Source organism: Agrobacterium tumefaciens (assembly GCF_013318015.2).
GTDB classification, from domain to species: domain Bacteria; phylum Pseudomonadota; class Alphaproteobacteria; order Rhizobiales; family Rhizobiaceae; genus Agrobacterium; species Agrobacterium tumefaciens.
This window is the reverse complement of the sequence record NZ_CP115841.1, coordinates 109,630-125,150: the sequence shown is the minus strand read 5'-3', so window position 1 is coordinate 125,150 and position 15,521 is coordinate 109,630. Positions and strand designations below refer to the sequence as shown.

The 15,521-nt window shown below is 57.6% G+C and carries 15 protein-coding genes, 1 tRNA gene and 1 riboswitch; of the genes, 6 read left to right on the top strand and 10 right to left on the bottom strand.

Translation table 11 applies throughout. The features are described from left to right. Nucleotides 1-96: 96 nt before the first annotated feature. Together G6L97_RS00595 and G6L97_RS00590 are read right to left on the bottom strand one after the other, a co-directional pair. Nucleotides 97-1,188 (bottom strand): quinone-dependent dihydroorotate dehydrogenase, encoded by a 1,092-nt coding sequence (locus tag G6L97_RS00595; RefSeq protein WP_013635431.1) that lies wholly within the window; start codon nt 1,186-1,188, stop codon nt 97-99. Further along, nucleotides 1,188-1,541, bottom strand: a complete 354-nt coding sequence (locus G6L97_RS00590) for a DUF952 domain-containing protein (protein WP_003514946.1) — start codon at nt 1,539-1,541, stop codon at nt 1,188-1,190. The genes G6L97_RS00595 and G6L97_RS00590 overlap by 1 nt, the downstream gene beginning before the upstream one ends. 244 nt (nt 1,542-1,785) lie before the next feature. Here G6L97_RS00590 and G6L97_RS00585 point away from each other — a divergent pair, with 244 nt between their 5' ends. Both G6L97_RS00585 and G6L97_RS00580 read left to right on the top strand, forming a co-directional pair. Beyond that, nucleotides 1,786-2,436, top strand: a complete 651-nt coding sequence (locus G6L97_RS00585) for a response regulator (RefSeq protein WP_003514945.1) — start codon at nt 1,786-1,788, stop codon at nt 2,434-2,436. Between the two features lie 111 nt (nt 2,437-2,547). Continuing rightward, nucleotides 2,548-3,198 carry a S24 family peptidase gene (locus G6L97_RS00580; RefSeq protein ID WP_003514944.1) on the top strand — a complete coding sequence of 217 codons (651 nt, stop codon included), beginning with the start codon at nt 2,548-2,550 and terminating at the stop codon, nt 3,196-3,198. Between the two features lie 74 nt (nt 3,199-3,272). Here the strand turns inward: G6L97_RS00580 and G6L97_RS00575 are convergent, their stop codons facing one another. Both G6L97_RS00575 and uppY read right to left on the bottom strand, forming a co-directional pair. Next, nucleotides 3,273-4,025 carry a polysaccharide deacetylase family protein gene (locus G6L97_RS00575; protein ID WP_111782832.1) on the bottom strand — a complete coding sequence of 251 codons (753 nt, stop codon included), beginning with the start codon at nt 4,023-4,025 and terminating at the stop codon, nt 3,273-3,275. Nucleotides 4,026-4,052: 27 nt separating this feature from the next. After that, entirely contained in the window at nt 4,053-5,348 is a 1,296-nt protein-coding gene (gene uppY, locus G6L97_RS00570) for a Wzy-type polysaccharide biosynthesis protein UppY (RefSeq protein ID WP_111782936.1), read from the bottom strand. Nucleotides 5,349-5,698: 350 nt separating this feature from the next. On the opposite strand from uppY, the gene uppX reads away from it, so the two are divergent. Further along, the gene (uppX, locus tag G6L97_RS00565; RefSeq protein WP_236759557.1) at nt 5,699-6,925 is read left to right on the top strand and encodes a Wzx-type polysaccharide biosynthesis protein UppX; all 1,227 of its coding nucleotides are present in this window, start codon (nt 5,699-5,701) and stop codon (nt 6,923-6,925) included. A 40-nt stretch (nt 6,926-6,965) separates the two neighbouring features. Here uppX and G6L97_RS00560 read toward each other — a convergent pair whose 3' ends face one another. Beyond that, nucleotides 6,966-7,727: a transporter substrate-binding domain-containing protein gene (locus tag G6L97_RS00560; protein ID WP_019564339.1), complete on the bottom strand. Its 762-nt coding sequence runs from the start codon at nt 7,725-7,727 to the stop codon at nt 6,966-6,968. 170 nt (nt 7,728-7,897) lie between these two features. On the opposite strand from G6L97_RS00560, the gene G6L97_RS00555 reads away from it, so the two are divergent. After that, on the top strand, nt 7,898-9,835 hold the full coding sequence (locus G6L97_RS00555) for a glycosyltransferase family 2 protein (RefSeq protein ID WP_162686715.1): 1,938 nt from the start codon (nt 7,898-7,900) through the stop codon (nt 9,833-9,835). A gap of 135 nt (nt 9,836-9,970) precedes the next feature. On the opposite strand, the gene G6L97_RS00550 is transcribed toward G6L97_RS00555, so the two are convergent. The 4 genes from G6L97_RS00550 to G6L97_RS00535 form a co-directional block, all read right to left on the bottom strand. After that, nucleotides 9,971-10,264, bottom strand: coding sequence for a hypothetical protein (locus tag G6L97_RS00550; protein ID WP_065703781.1), 294 nt, complete (start codon nt 10,262-10,264; stop codon nt 9,971-9,973). A gap of 90 nt (nt 10,265-10,354) precedes the next feature. After that, complete coding sequence (gene aqpZ / locus G6L97_RS00545) at nt 10,355-11,041, bottom strand: aquaporin Z (protein WP_111782833.1); 687 nt, start codon at nt 11,039-11,041, stop codon at nt 10,355-10,357. A gap of 154 nt (nt 11,042-11,195) precedes the next feature. Continuing rightward, nucleotides 11,196-11,269, bottom strand: a tRNA-Gly gene (locus G6L97_RS00540). Between the two features lie 56 nt (nt 11,270-11,325). Continuing rightward, complete coding sequence (locus G6L97_RS00535; protein ID WP_111782939.1) at nt 11,326-12,423, bottom strand: 2'-deoxycytidine 5'-triphosphate deaminase; 1,098 nt, start codon at nt 12,421-12,423, stop codon at nt 11,326-11,328. 73 nt (nt 12,424-12,496) lie between these two features. Beyond that, a riboswitch (SAM riboswitch) is annotated at nt 12,497-12,575 on the top strand. 42 nt (nt 12,576-12,617) lie between these two features. On the opposite strand from G6L97_RS00535, the gene G6L97_RS00530 reads away from it, so the two are divergent. Both G6L97_RS00530 and apaG read left to right on the top strand, forming a co-directional pair. Then, complete coding sequence (locus G6L97_RS00530) at nt 12,618-13,802, top strand: O-succinylhomoserine sulfhydrylase (protein WP_003514934.1); 1,185 nt, start codon at nt 12,618-12,620, stop codon at nt 13,800-13,802. Between the two features lie 235 nt (nt 13,803-14,037). Continuing rightward, a complete protein-coding gene (gene apaG / locus G6L97_RS00525) occupies nt 14,038-14,430 on the top strand; it encodes a Co2+/Mg2+ efflux protein ApaG (protein WP_003514932.1) in 393 nt (130 codons plus the stop codon). A gap of 38 nt (nt 14,431-14,468) precedes the next feature. Here the strand turns inward: apaG and G6L97_RS00520 are convergent, their stop codons facing one another. After that, entirely contained in the window at nt 14,469-15,458 is a 990-nt protein-coding gene (locus G6L97_RS00520) for an Hsp33 family molecular chaperone (protein ID WP_003514930.1), read from the bottom strand. Nucleotides 15,459-15,521 lie beyond the last annotated feature (63 nt).

The window sequence follows — 15,521 nt, the reverse complement described above, 5'->3', positions numbered from 1 at the left end:
ATTCCTGTCCCTGTCACAGGGATGAGGCAGGAGAGCACACCACCACGATAAGCACTTATCTTAACCGACGCAGCGTCTCGACCGTTCAGGTCATCGTCATCCAAGCTTGCGGTCGGCCCAGCGGTCGACCGTGCTGTCGCGTAGGTCACGAATGGACTGTACACCTTCGCGAGAGACCAGCTTCGACAGGCCTTTGACGATGGACGACGGCAGGCCGGGGCCTTCATAGACCATGCAGGAATAGAGCTGAACCAGATCCGCCCCTGCCCTTACCTTTTCCAATGCCGTTTCCGGCGAAGAAACGCCACCCACGCCGATGATGGGCAGATTGCTGCCGACGCGCCGGCGCATTTTGGCGAGAACAGTGGTCGACAGCTCGAATAGCGGCTTACCGGACAATCCACCCGCCTCACCCTTATGCGGACCGGGCCGCAGGCCTTCACGCGAGAGCGTGGTGTTGGAGACGATCAGGCCATCGAGATCATGGGCCAGCGCCTCTTCCGCCACGTCATCCAGCCCTTCCTCGGTCAGATCGGGCGCGATCTTCAGAAAGATCGGAATGCGTTTGCCAAAGCGTTCGGCTTCTGCCCTGCGGCGCTCCAGCACGGCGCCAAGAAGTGCCGCGAGGCTTTCGCGCGCCTGCAAGTCACGCAGACCCGGCGTATTGGGCGAAGAGATGTTGACGGTGAAATAGGATGCGACCGAATAAAAGGCCTCGATGCCCTGCACATAATCGGCGATGCGGTCTTCGCTGTCCTTGTTGGCACCGATATTGACGCCGACGATACCGCGTAGCTGCGCCTGCTTCAGGCGCTCCAGCGCTGCGGCATGGCCTTCATTGTTGAAACCGAGGCGGTTGATGACGCCTTCATCCTCAACCAGACGGAAGATGCGCGGTTTGGGATTGCCGGATTGCCCACGCGGCGTGACGGTGCCGATTTCAGTAAAGCCGAAACCGAGCCTCAGAAGTGGTCCCGGGACTTCCGCATTCTTGTCGTAACCCGCCGCCATGCCGAGCGGATTGGGGAAAACGAGGCCTGCAACGGTCTGCTGCAGCCGCGGATCGTGCGGCACCATGCAGGTGGGCAGAAAGCCGCTTTTCAGCGCCGCCACGGACAGGCCGTGTGCCTTTTCCGGATCGACAAGAAACAGGCCCTTGCGGCCGATTGAGGAAAATAATCCGCTCATCACAAAATCTCCGGAAACTGGTGCTGGCCATCGTGGCCAAGTGAAAGCGGCGTTTCCCAAAGCACGGCGGTCAAGGGAAGAGACGCATAGAGATGGGGGAAAAGATCGCCGCCTCTCGAGGGTTCATAAACCAGCTTGTCGCCAAGTGCTGCACCATCAACAGCGATCAGAAGCAGGTCGGTCTGGCCGGAAAAATGCCGGGCGGCAGTCTCGGCCGCCTGCTTTGCCGTTGAAAAATGAATGAACCCATCCGTCAGATCGATGGCGGCGCCTTCGAAGACGCCTTGTGCCCTGGCTGCATTCCACAACGTCTCCGGCACGATTTTGTAAATGATCGCGGGCGTTTCGTGCATGGGGCTCTCCGAAGGCTTTCCAAGGCTTTTCAGTCTGGGCGGTTTGCCGCAAAGCGGGTCGATTGTCCACAGTTTCCACGGCATTTTTATTGCCGCGACGGCTGTTCCTAAGCTTTTTCTTGTAATACGCAACCGATTAGAGCAACCTTTCAGCAGAGGAGCCGGAAGCAGTCTAGACTGCCGGCAAACGGGAGTGCGCCATACCTTTAAAAGAACCGCATAACGCCCTTGGGAGGGGGCCAGAATGTCGGAACTTGTCATTATCATTGCAGACGACCACCCGCTTTTTCGCGGTGCCCTCAAACAGGCCGTATCCGGTCTCGACGGGCAGCAGACAATCATGGAAGCCGGGGATTTCGAGGCTGCCAGAAGTGCCGCGACGGCATGCAACGACGCCGATCTGATGCTTCTGGACCTCGCCATGCCGGGTGTCAGCGGATTTTCAGGCCTGATGGCGCTGCGGGCGGAATTTTCCAGCCTGCCCATCGTCATCGTTTCGGCAACGGACGACGCGACCACTGTTCGCCGGTCCATCGAACTCGGCGCTTCCGGTTTTATTTCCAAATCCTCGGGCATCGACGATATCAGGGATGGCATTCGCGCGGTTCTTGAAGGCGATGTGTGGATACCGGCAAGCTGTCAGGGCGAAAAGGAGCATGATCCTGACGTGGCTGATCTCATCGGCCGGCTCAGAACGCTGACGCCGCAACAGAGCCGGGTTCTGGGCATGCTGGCGGAAGGCCTGCTGAACAAGCAGATCGCCTATGCGCTGAATGTTTCGGAAGCCACCATCAAGGCGCATGTCTCCGCTATTCTGTTGAAGCTTAAGGTCGATAGCCGCACACAGGCGGTGATACAGCTCAGCAAGATAAACACATCGGCCATGGTGGCATAATCGAGGATTTTATTCCTTTCTTTTCTTTACTCCTGACGGGATATGGTCTAGATTCCGCGGAGTAAACGACAGGAGCTTTTACGCCACGGGCTCCACCTGCGGGCTTTCATCATGCTTTCACACGAGACGATCTGGAGCGCCATCGATACGCTTGCCAAACGTCACCAGCTGACGCCTTCGGCCTTGGCGAAGCGTGCCGGTCTCGATCCCACCTCGTTCAACAAATCGAAGCGTTTCGGCCCGGATGGCCGCAAACGCTGGCCTTCGACGGAATCGGTATCCAAGGTGCTGGAGGCGACGGGGGCAAGCGTCGACCAGTTTTTTGGTTATGCTTTCGGCAGGACGCAGACAATGCAGCCTTCAGGTGCGGACAATGCCATCCCCCTGCTCGGTTTTGCGCAGGCGGGCTCCGGCGGCTTTTTCGACGATGGCGGTTTTCCGGCCGGCCAAGGCTGGGATGTGGTGGAGTTCCCCTCTTCTCCCGAACGCAAGCAGGGCGTCTACGCGCTGGAAGTGCAGGGCGAAAGCATGATGCCGCTTTACCGCGACGGCGATATCCTGATCGTGGAACCGGGCGCGCAGGTGCGGCGCGGCGACCGCGTGGTGCTGAAAAGCCGAGACGGCGAAGTGATGGCCAAGGTGCTGGCGCGGCAAAGCCCCAAGAATATCGAGCTTCTTTCGCTCAATCCCGAACATCCGAACCGCAGCTTCGACATGGCCGATGTGGAATGGATCGCCCGCATCATCTGGGCCAGCCAATAGACACCCGCCATTGCGAAGACAGGCGTCCTACTTGCCCGGGCACAACTCAGAGAGCAGGCGTCGATACTATCCCTTTACAGACCGAGTGACGTTGCCGCGGCATCAACCGTCATGATCTTCGCACCGCCAGAAGCTGCCCTGCGGACAAGGCTCTGAAGTTTGTCTTCCGGGCAACCGTAAAAGCTCGGTGTCTGCGAAACATCATGGGTGAAAATGATGAGCCAGCCGCCATTTTGCAAAACATCCTCGAGCCAACGATCGGCGGCATCGAGATAGTTTTGGTCCGCGCGCAACTCCACCCCGGCAAGATTGTACGGATCGATGCTGCCCCGGTTGATGCCAGGCATGATGCCGCGAGCGGTCTTGAACCTTCGTCGTAACAGGGGCTGCATGACGGGCGAGGCCATGCCGAAAGGAACGGAGAAATTCCGCCTGCCTCGGTTTTCGGCGAACGATCCCAGCACGGTTTCGTTGTGATCAAGATCCTCTTCAAGCCCGCGCCGTGAAAAGCTCGAGAGTTTGCGATGGGAAAAGGTATGGCAGGCAAGCTCGTGGCCGGCCGCTGCAAGTTCCGAACAGCCTTCGGTTGAAATCATGTCCTGCTGTTCATAGTGCTTGTCGATAAAAGTACCTGCGAGATAAAATGTCCCGCGAACACCCTCGCTTTCCAGAATGCGGGCGCCCTTTGTCCAGGCGGTCGCCGGCACATCATCGAATGTGAAGGAGACGATTGGTTCGGACGTTTTGATCAGCGCCGCCGGTCCTGGAAAGTACTGCACCAGCCGGTTATTGATCCTGTCTGCAAATGTCCCGATTTTTTGTGTCATGCATAAGCCCCCCGGCCTGTCTGCAAATTACTGCCCCTGCTCAAGTATGTCGTACGCCTGATGCCTCAAACAATAGATTGCAATCAGTAGAGAAGACCAGATAGGCCCGGTTCCGGTAAAGAAATTACTCTCAAGACACGAAGAAAGCAGTGCATACACCCAAATTCGTGCAAAAAGCCGCGTTAATGCCGGATCGGTACCCTTGTTCACAGCTATATGAAAATCGTTTGCGGGTATGATGACGAGCCATATGACGATGAGAACAAAGGCCGGCAGGCCGCCATTCAGCAGGCTTTCGACAAAGCCGTTATGGGCATGGAAGGCGGTGACCGCCCAGGTGCCGGCAGTATCGGCCTGCGCCAGAAGCCGGTCACTCGTCCAGAATGCCTGAAAACCCTGCCCGAAGATCGGCGATTGCGCAAACGTGTCGAAGGACAGGCGCCATATATCCGTTCGGCCGGTAAAGGTGGAATCGATCCCCAGACTATCGACCACATGCCGTATGCTCGGAAAATAGGTGGAGCCGACCGCGAGGATGTTGAGGAAAGCCAGAAGACCTCCGATCATCAGCAATGTCCGACCGGCATGTCTTTCCATGACCCAGACCAGCGCGACAGTGACGGGCAACAGCATCGCTGCGGTTTTCCCGTTGGTTTTCCAGAGGAAGAACCCTGCCAGAAGCGTGATGACAATGCCGCCAACCGTCGACCAGCTATTGCGCAGGTAAAGCCCGATCATGACGAGAATGATCATGGCCGGAGCGGCGGAATTCTTGTGATTGAAGATACCGCGCCAATCGCCGGCGAGCGCCGTTTCATCGAGATCGTAGGGCTGGTGGATCGAGCGCGAGCGCAGGAAGATCACCCCGAAGTAGCAGAGCGCCAGCAGGATGACGGCGAAGATGGCCATCATCCGGTCGAACTGCCGCCTGTCGCGCGGCATGACGACGAGGACACTGGTGATGAAGCACAGAAGGCCCGTAAAGAGCAAACGTTGCAGCGAAGTGCTAGGCTGGGAGCCAAGCACCGAACAAATCACCAGCCAGGAAAACAACAGCAGAATTGGCAGACGCGGCCGCAACAAAAGCCCCGTCAGCCGATGACGCAGGGCAAAAACACCCAGCATCAGCGCAATCACCAGCCCGGTCAGCTGGTTTGCGGCGGCGTGCGGCACGGGTGCAGCCGCAAGATTTTCGAAAGGCGCAACGGAAATCCAGATATAAAGCATCGTGACGACGAAAAAAATCGCGTCGCGACGGCCGCCCGTAAGCGACATGCTGTTGCTTTGTACAGGAATGGACTGCGTATCAGTAAAAGGCGGCATCGTCGGCCACATCGAAAAAGGATAATCGGATCATTGGCCTGCCTTGTGACGAACAACGAAACCCTTTTTGAAACCGGGCCATGTCCAAATAACCATAACAGTCATTATCATCATTATTATACAATTGCTTTAACCCTCTCTTACCTCAAGAAGGCTAAGACTGGGCAACTGCCATTCATAGAGGTCAACGGCCTTCGAATTATTGCCCCCTTGCCGGGTTTTTCAGTTCATCAAGTTTAAAAACACGGCAGTTATCTTGAATTCGCCCGGCGACGCCGGAAAGCACGGAGAATAAGGTGTCGTTGAATACGCCGCGGTTCAGCCATCTAGTCAGACTCGGATTGACCTATATGGCATCCGGCGGGGCGCTTTTGATGTCCAGCGCCGCCCAGCTTTTGACCTTCGCCCTGCTTGCCCGCCATCTCGGCGTGGAACAATTCGCGCTCTATGCCTCGATCACGGCCGTGACCAATCTCGGCGTACAGATTTGTGGTTTCGGTTCGCAGGAATCGCTGATCCGCCGCGTGGCGCAGGATCGCAGCATGTTTCCCGTGATGCTCGGCCACAGCTATCTCTTGAGCGCCGCTACCGGCATTGTGCTGACCATCATCGGCATGGTCACGATCCCGGTGTTTTTCCCGACGTCGGAAACATTGCTGCATACCCTCATCACCACTTTCGTGATCCTGGTCACGAACCTCATCCTTCTGAAAGTCATTTCGCTTTCCACCCAAAGCTTCATCGCCCATTCCGACTTCGCCTCGGCCAACAAGCTGGAAGTGATGTTCGCCGTTGCCCGCACAATTGCCGCCGTGGTCGCCTGTCTCATCTTCAAGGTGGAGACGGTGGAGGCCTGGGCCCTGTGGAACCTGGCTGCCCATACGATTGCGGCAGTGATTTCGCTGAAGGCGATCAGCAGGCTCGGTCGGCCGGTCTTCCGGATCGTTCGCGATGAAATCCGCATCGGCATCCTGTTTTCCACCCAGTTCCTGTTCAAGGCCGTGCGTGGCAATGCCGATATTCTCGTTCTCGGTGCCGTTGCCAGCGCCGAGGTTCTGGGCAGCTACTCCATTGCCCGGCGAATTCTCGACAGCTCCTACCTCTCCGTCGAGGCTCTCAACCGGCTGATCTATCCGGGGTCGGCCTCAGCCGCCCTGCAGGGTATCGGAAAGACTATAGAGCGCGCTTATAATGTACTGAAGGCAGCGCTTGTCATCGCAGTCGGCAGCGCGCTGGTCATCTTCATCATCGCACCCTTCCTGCCGCTACTGTTCGGCGACGAATACGTCTCGCTGCCGATCATCACCCGTATCCTTTGCTGGGTCGTGCTGCCGATGGCCGTTGCGGCGACCGCGCTTGAGGCGCTTGGCGCATCCGGACGGCAGGATATCCGCGCCAAGATATGGAACAGCGGCAATCTCATCGGCTCCGTTATCGTCGCCTTCCTCACCTGGTCCTTCAGCATTTCGGGAACGATCGGCAGCTATTTCTTCGTGGAAGCCGCCATCGCCGCCGCCGTTTGGATCGCGCTTTTGCGATTGCGGCGCAACGAAGAAGCCTTTGCGCCCGCCAAATAGAACGTCATCCGGGCGCAGATCGGAGTGAAACCGGATTTCTCTAATAAAGCCCGTAGGGGAAATAACGCCGGTAGATTTCTTCCAGCCGGCCATTGCGCGAAAGTGCGGCAAGCGCCTGATCAAAGGCCGGTACAAGCACATCGTCCGGATCAACTGCCATGATGGAAAGGCCTTCACCAAGAAATCTGTCGGATAAATAAGGTCCGCCGAAAAGCGCACAGCAAGCACCGGACGCGCTTCCCGAAACCCAGAAAGGCAGGCGCAGACCATCCGCAAAAACCGCGTCCACCTTGCCCGTCTTCAACGCCTCATACATGGGTTCGTAACCATTAAAGCCTTCGGCCGAGGCTTTGGGAAAAAATGCCTTGAGCATCTGTTCGTGCCGCGAGCCCGTGACCACACCCACCTTCTTTCCCGACAGGGCATCTGCGCCGGAGCCAGTGAATTTCGCCGCCTTGTTGACGGCAAGACGCGCGGGCAACAGCAGATAGGGTCGCGAGAAGGTGAAACTCTTTCGCAGATCGGCGGTGGTGGCAATGCCGGAAATCACCGCTTCGCCCTCTCCCATTTCCAGCGCTGCCTCCAGCTCGTCAAACGGCAGTGCCTGCACCTGGCATTTGCTCTCAACCTTCAGCTGGGCACAGATTTCGCGCACCAGATCGACATGAAAACCGGCAAGCCGGCCTTCCTGATCGGTAAAATTGAAGGGTGGGAAATCGACCGACATCAAAAACCTGATCCGGGGCACGGAGGACAGATCGCCACCCGGAAACCGCTCCTGCGCATCAAACAGCACCGGCATGCGGTTTCTGTCCGAGAGACCTTCCGCGTGAAGTTCTCCCAAATTACCACCGAATTGTAAAGCGACAGCTAAAGTAAAACCAATAACTATATTTCGCGTTACATTCATCATTCTCATCTATACTGTCCGTAGCAAGAAGCAGGGCGTTACCATGGCGGCGGCGGCGATGCATGGATTATTTTAGGCACTATACACGAGAATCGTTCCGCACGACGTCAGCGGGGCGAAAAATTGCGTTTTCGCTCATCGGCGACAATCCGCTTTGGACAGCGCCCGAACCGGACGAGCACGGACCAACACGCTTTCTCTCTTCGCTGGGGTTCGGCAAGCCTTACATCGCTGCATTCGAAGAGCAGGCCCTCAAAAACGGCTCAACCGTGGAAGACGAATTGCTGGCGAGCGGCCTGGTCGATGCGGATGCGTATTACGGTGCTTTTGCCAGATTGTTGCGATTGCCGTTTCGACCGGAAATCGATCCGGGTCGTGTGGCAGACATCAATCACCTGGACGCGCAACTAGCCGAACCACGGCTCCTGCGGTTGACACCGCTGAATGGTAAGCCAGTGCTGCTGATCGTGCCGGAACTGGCAAGAATGGAATTGCTGAAAGGCATCCTCGATCAGCGTCCGTATCTTCTCGAAGAACTTGCCGTGACCACGCCACAGGCCATGCGCAGCGCAATCTGGAAGGCCGGCGAAGCACGCCGCTGCCGAGACACGCGACATCAGCTTTTCAACGCGGCGCCGCAGCATTCCGCAAGGATCACGCTGCATGGCGAGCAGGGTTTTGTCAGCGGCATTTTCGTTACCCTGCTCGTTCTGTCGCTTCTGTTTTATACGCAGGCGGCCATGACCTATATTCACGTCACCCTCACGATACTTTATCTCTCCACCTTGCTTTTCAGGTTGTTTGCACTCGTCCATACGCCAAAAGGAAACGATGCGAAAACCGTCATACCACTCCAGCAGGACGGGGAGCTGCCGGTCTACACTATTCTTGTGGCGCTTTATCGCGAAGAGGCGGTCGTTGAGCAGCTCATTCATGCGCTGGAGCGGCTGGACTGGCCCAAATCCCGGCTCGATATCAAGCTCGTCTGCGAGGCAGACGACGTAGCGACGATCGAGGCCATCCAGCGGATAAATCCCGGTCCGCATATCGAGATCGTCAGGGTGCCGCCATCCATGCCACGCACGAAGCCCAAGGCCCTGACCTATGCGCTTTCCGGCGCGCGTGGCACTTTCGTTGCCGTTTACGACGCCGAGGACCGGCCGCATCCGCTGCAATTGCGCGAGGCCTATGCCGCCTTCCGCGACCAGCCGGACGAGGTGGCCTGTGTGCAGGCGCCGCTTATTATCAGCAATGCCAGCTCCTCCTGGCTCAGCGCCTGTTTCGCACTGGAATATTCCGGCCTTTTCCGCTGCATGTTGCCCGTTCTTGCAGCGTGCAAGCTGCCGCTGCCGCTTGGCGGCACCTCCAACCATTTTCGCACCGCCGTGTTACGCCGGGTGGGAGGATGGGACCCGTATAATGTGACGGAAGATGCCGATATGGGCCTCCGGCTGCACAGGCTGGGTTATCGCTGCGGTGTCATCCGGCGGCAGACACTGGAGGATGCTCCGACCTCCCTTTCCGTCTGGCTGAACCAGCGCGCGCGTTGGTACAAGGGCTGGCTGCAAAGCTGGCTGGTCATGACCCGCTCGCCCTTCACGACCGCGCGCCGCATGGGATGGATCGCCTATATCGTCTTTCAGCTGCTGATCGGCGGCATGCTTCTGTCGTCGCTGGCCCATCCCTTGCTGTTTGTTTCCTTCGCCTTCATGGCCATGGCAATCCGGGAAAACGGCGCGGATATGCTGCTTTCCTGGCAGGGCATTCTGTTTTTTATCGATACGCTGAATATTTTCGGAAGCTACGCCATATTCGTACTGATGGGCAGAAACAGGATGATAGCTCATGAGAAACAACAGGTCGGACGGCGCTGGTTGGCGATCCCGCTTTATTGGCTGATGCTGTCATTCGCCGCATGGCGCGCCGTGGTGGAATTGAAAACCAAGCCGTTCGTCTGGAACAAGACGCCGCATATGCCGTTCATCAGGAACAAGGCCTGACGACCGGATTTTATAAACGAATTCCGGTTCCGTCAGCGCCGCCACTGCGGATATTGCACAAACCAAAACGCCTTGCCGATCGAGGCTTCTCCATCGGCAAGCTTTATCGCTTCGCAAAAGATCGGCCGAGCAGCTCTATTTGGCAACAAGCTTGTTCTTGATGAGGCCTACAATGATCTGGACAATCAGGCCGCCGACGCCGCCGCCAACAAGCTGGCCGGCAAGAGCACCTATATCCATGCCGCCGGCGGCAGCAGTTCCCGCCGTCCCGAGCAGCGATCCGAGCACGGTTCCTCCGCCGATGCCGCCAATAGCGCCGGCAATCAGGTTGCCGAGCGCACCGAGATCAGAATCCTTGAGTATTTTTCCGCCGGCCGAACCACCAACCGCACCGCCGACAATTTGGGCCAATATCGAAGTAAGATCCATGTCATCCTCCTCACAGGTTTCCCCGACCATTCGGAGAAACAATGCTTCCCATTCATGTCTGTGCGGGCCGGAGAAAGCGGGCCTTGAGCCTTAGTCTTTCTCGCCGAAAAGTTTCCAGACCACGGCGCCGATTGCGCCGCCGAGGATCGGAGCGAGCCAGAACAGCCAGAGCTGTTGCAGCGCCCATCCACCAACAAACAACGCCTGTCCCGTCGAGCGGGCCGGATTGACGGATGTGTTGGTGACCGGAATGGAGATCAGATGAATAAGTGTGAGAGCAAGGCCGATTGCGATCGGCGCAAAACCAGTGGGAACCCTGCCATGCGTCGATCCCAGAATGACGATCAGGAAAAATGCCGTCAAAATGACTTCGATCAGCAGCGCCGACACGAGCGAATATCCACCCGGTGAATGTTCCCCGTAACCATTTGCGGCAAAACCGCCAATATCGGCACCGGCTTTGCCGGTAAGGATGACATAAAGCGCCCCCGCCGCGACAATCGCCCCCAGAACCTGCGCCACTATGTAAGGAGCGAGGTTCGATGCCGGAAATTTGCCAGCAACGGACAGACCGACGGAAACGGCCGGATTAAAATGACCGCCCGAAATACCCCCGACCGTATAGGCCATGGTCAAAACCGTCAGACCGAAAGCGAAAGCGACACCAAGAAAGCCAATGCCGAGTTCAGGGAAAGCAGCGGCAAAAACCGCACTGCCGCAACCTCCGAACACGAGCCAGAAAGTGCCAAGAAATTCCGAAAGAAGCTTGCGACTCATAACACTCCCCCAATAATGTTACGACCGCATCAACTATTACGTGCAATTTAATTGTAGTCAAGCTAAATCGCATAGTCGCACGTTTGCCGCAGCGATGGCGGTGACATGCGCGCTTTTGGCTGGCCAGGAAGTTGTTTGGATTGCTTTTAAAATATGGAGCGGGTGAAGGGAATCGAACCCTCGTATTCAGCTTGGGAAGCTGCTGCTCTACCATTGAGCTACACCCGCGCCGCGCACAAGACATCGGACAGTTCTTATCGGGTGTCAAGCACCCGACGGGATCATTACTCCGTGCGGAAATGCTTGGAGAGCTTCAGGCCCTGTGCCTGATAGTTGGAGCCAAGGCCGCTGCCGTAGAGGCCATCCGGTTTTTGCAACATGTGCTCGTAAACCAGCCGGCCGACGATCTGGCCGTGTTCGAGGATGAAGGGCACCTCGTGGCTGCGCACCTCGAGAACGGCGCGGCTGCCCGTGCCGCCCGCCTGCGCATGGCCGAAGCCTGGATCGAAGAAGCCCGCATAATGCACGCGGAACTCGCCCACCAAGGGATCGAAGGGTGTCATTTCGGCCGCATAAAGTGGCGGTACATGCACGGCTTCACGCGAAACGAGAATATAGAACTCATCCGGATCGAGGATCAGTTCGGCACGGCCGCGGGCGTATAGAGGTTCCCAGAAATCGAGAACATCGTGCTGAGCCTTCTTGTCGACATCTACTACCGCTGTGTGATGCTTGCCGCGATAGCCGATCAGCCCTTTTTCGCCAAAACCCTTAAGGTCGATGGAAAGCGCGATGCCGCCGCCGGTCACATTAGGGGTTTCGCTGGCGACCAGCATCTCCGTCTCGTGCAATTTCAGAAGCTCGGCTTCGTTGAGCAACGAGTGGCCGATGCGGAAACGGATTTGCGAGAGGCGCGAGCCACGGCGCACGACGACCGGGAAGGTGCGCGGGCTGATTTCCAGATAGAGCGGGCCGCCATAGCCCGCAGGTATCTTGTCGAATTCCTGCGCATTGTCGGTCATGACGCGAGTGAAGATATCAAGACGCCCAGTCGAGCTTTTCGGATTGGCCGAAGCCGACATATCCGCCGGCAGCTCCAGGCTCTCCATCAAGGGCACGATGTAGACGCAACCGGTTTCCAGCACCGCCCCCTCGCTCAGATCGACCTCGTGCAGGCTGAAGCGGTTGAGCTTGTCGATGACTCGGGTTCCGGGGCCGGGCATGAAACTGGCGCGCACGCGATAGGCTTTGGAGCCCAGTCGCAGATCGAGGCTCGCGGGTTGCACCTGATCGACATCGAGATCAGCCTCGCTTCTCAGCTTGCCGCCCGCAAACAGCGCCCTGATCGCGCCATCCGCCAAAATGCCCGTGGTTCTGGTCATGATCATCATTCCTTTTTACGGCGACAAAACCAAAAGGAAAGCATTGACGCAAGCCGGTAACGGCAGTATGGCAAGCTTATCCCGTGGTGATTTGGCCGGTCGGCTTGCAGCCACGTTAAACAAGTGGCTAAAAAGACCGGGTGCTAGGAACCGGTCTGCTTTTGCGACCGGTTTTTTTGTTTTGAGGTGATCACATGAGCAATAAATGGCGCCCGGCAACCCAGCTCGTTCACGGTGGTACGCTACGCTCACCCTATGGTGAAACGTCGGAAGCGATCTATCTGACCCAGGGTTTCGTTTACGAAAACTCCGAAGCCGCCGAAGCGCGCTTCAAGGGCGAAACGGATGGCTTCATCTATGCCCGCTATGCAAGCCCGACCAATGACATGTTCGAAAAGCGCATGTGCCTGCTGGAAGGTGCGGAAGACGCCCGTGCGCTTGCCTCCGGCATGGCCGCCGTGACAGCCGCCATCATGTGCCAGCTGCGTGCCGGCGATCACATCGTTGCTGCCCGCGCGCTTTTTGGCTCCTGCCGTTGGGTGGTAGAAACGCTTGCACCCAAATATGGCATCGAGTGCACGCTGATCGACGGACGCGATCTCAACAATTGGGAAAAGGCGATCCAGCCGAACACCAAGCTGTTTTTCCTCGAAAGCCCGACCAACCCGACGCTCGAAGTGGTGGATATTGCCGGCGTGGCGAAGCTCGCCAACCAGATCGGCGCGAAAGTGGTTGTCGACAATGTTTTCGCCACACCGCTTTTCCAGAAGCCACTCGAACTCGGCGCCCATATCGTCGTTTATTCGGCGACGAAGCACATTGACGGTCAGGGCCGTTGCCTTGGCGGCGTGATCCTTTCCGACAAGAAGTGGATTGAGGAAGAGCTGCAGGACTATTTCCGCCACACCGGCCCAGCCATGTCGCCGTTCAATGCCTGGACACTGCTGAAGGGCATCGAAACCCTGCCGCTGCGTGTCAAGCAGCAGACGGCCAATGCCTCGAAGATCGCCGATTTCCTCGCCGACAGCGGCAAGGTTGCCAAAGTGATCTATCCCGGTCGCGCCGACCATCCGCAGGCAGACATCATCGCGCGGCAGATGTCGGGCGGCTCGACGCTCGTGGCTTTCGAACTGAAGGGCGGCAAGGAAGCGGCATTCGCACTGCAGAATGCGCTTGATATCGTGAAGATTTCCAACAATCTCGGCGATGCCAAGAGCCTCATTACCCACCCTGGCACCACGACGCACAAGAACCTGACCGACGAGGCGCGTGCCGAACTGGGTATTTCCGGCGGGACCTTGCGTCTTTCCTGCGGTATCGAAGATACGGACGATCTGCTGGAAGATCTGGCGAAGGGTCTTGCGGCCGTTTCAGTTTAAGGATTCAATCGACATATCGCCATGGCCCGACTTCCCGTCGGGCCATGGCACACATCCCGCGTGGGTGAAAGCCCGCGTCTGGCAACCAATATTTACCTTTACCGTTATCCCTAACGGTGAAAAAACGGCGCAACAGAAGATGCGCGTGGTCGTCAAGTCATTCATTTTCTTGACGATAGCCAGAACCTGTAGTGTAGGATGATGGCAGCAGGGAAAATATCGAGGTGTGGCGCGTATGTATCGTGCTCTGACAAGGGATATCGAGGTAACGGTCGATCCGTATTATCTCGAGGAGCAGTCCGACCCGGATGACGATCGTTATGTCTGGGGCTATAAAGTCGTGATCTCGAACAATTCCGATGTTCCGATAACACTCGTCAACCGCTATTGGCACATCACCGACCAGAACGGACAGGTGGATGAGGTCTACGGGCCGGGTGTCGTCGGCGAAAAACCGCATCTGAACCCCGGCGACAGTTACGAATATTCATCCGGCTGCCCGCTGGATACGCCGTCAGGCCTTATGTTTGGCCATTATGAAATGGAAACGGACAAAGGCGAGGTGTTCAACGTCACCATCCCCGCCTTTTCACTGGATTCACCCGGCCTGTTGCGGGTGCTGAACTGACAAAAAAGCCGCGCCATTCACAAGCGCGGCTCTCCTCGTCAGACGTTTTCAAACTCGCTGACATCGTAGCGATAGGTCGTGGAGCAGAACTCGCACGTCACGGCAATCGCACCGTCTTCCTCACTCGCCTTGATCTCTTCGGCGGTGAAACCGGACAGCACACCCTTGATCTTGTCCCGTGAACAGCTGCAACGGTCGAAAATGACCTGCGGATCGTAGATGCGCACGCCGCTCTCGTGGAAAAGCCTGTAAAGCAGACGCTCCACTGGCACCTGCGGATCGGTCAGCTCGTCGGTATCCACCGTATTCAGCAGCGACACTGCCTCTGTCCAGGCATCGTCCTCCGCCACTTCATAATCGCCCTCGTCGCCGTCACCGCCATGGAGATCGCGCATGCGCAAACGCTCGGGCGCCTGCGGCAGGAACTGGGCAATCACGCCGCCTGCACGCCAGCTATGGCGCGGCTTGCCTTCGCCGTCACGGTCGAAGAACTGGGCAACGCCGAGGCGCACGCGGGTGGGAAGCTGTTCCGACTGACGGAAATAAACCCCGGCGATTTCTTCCAGCGAAGAACCGTCCAGCGGCACGATGCCCTGATAAGGCTGCATGCCGACGCCCTGATCGATGGTGAAGGCCAGAATGCCGGTTCCGAGCAGTTGTTCGGGCGAGGTTTGCCCCGCAGCAACAGCTTCCGCCAGCCGCTCCTCATCGAAACGGGCATAAGCGCGCATGCTCTCGGGCGCGGTGAAATCCGCCACCAGAAGGTCAACCGGGCCGTCGCCCTTGGTCTGCACAGTCAGCTTGCCGGAAAATTTCAGGGATGTGCCGATCAGCGCCGTCAGAACCGTTGCTTCCGCGAGCAGGCGGGCGACAATCTCGGGATATTCGTGACGTTCGAGGATGGCATTCAACAGCGGCCCGACCTGTACGGCGCGACCGCGCACGTCCAGACCTTCGACCTGAAAGGGCACAACCTTGTCGTCGCCAGCTAAATCGAGATTGTCCAGTTCAACCGTTACATCTGCCATGTCATAACTCCTTGGCGCAGCCGTTGCGCCGCTACCGTCCAAAAGTCCGGCTTTTAAAATGTA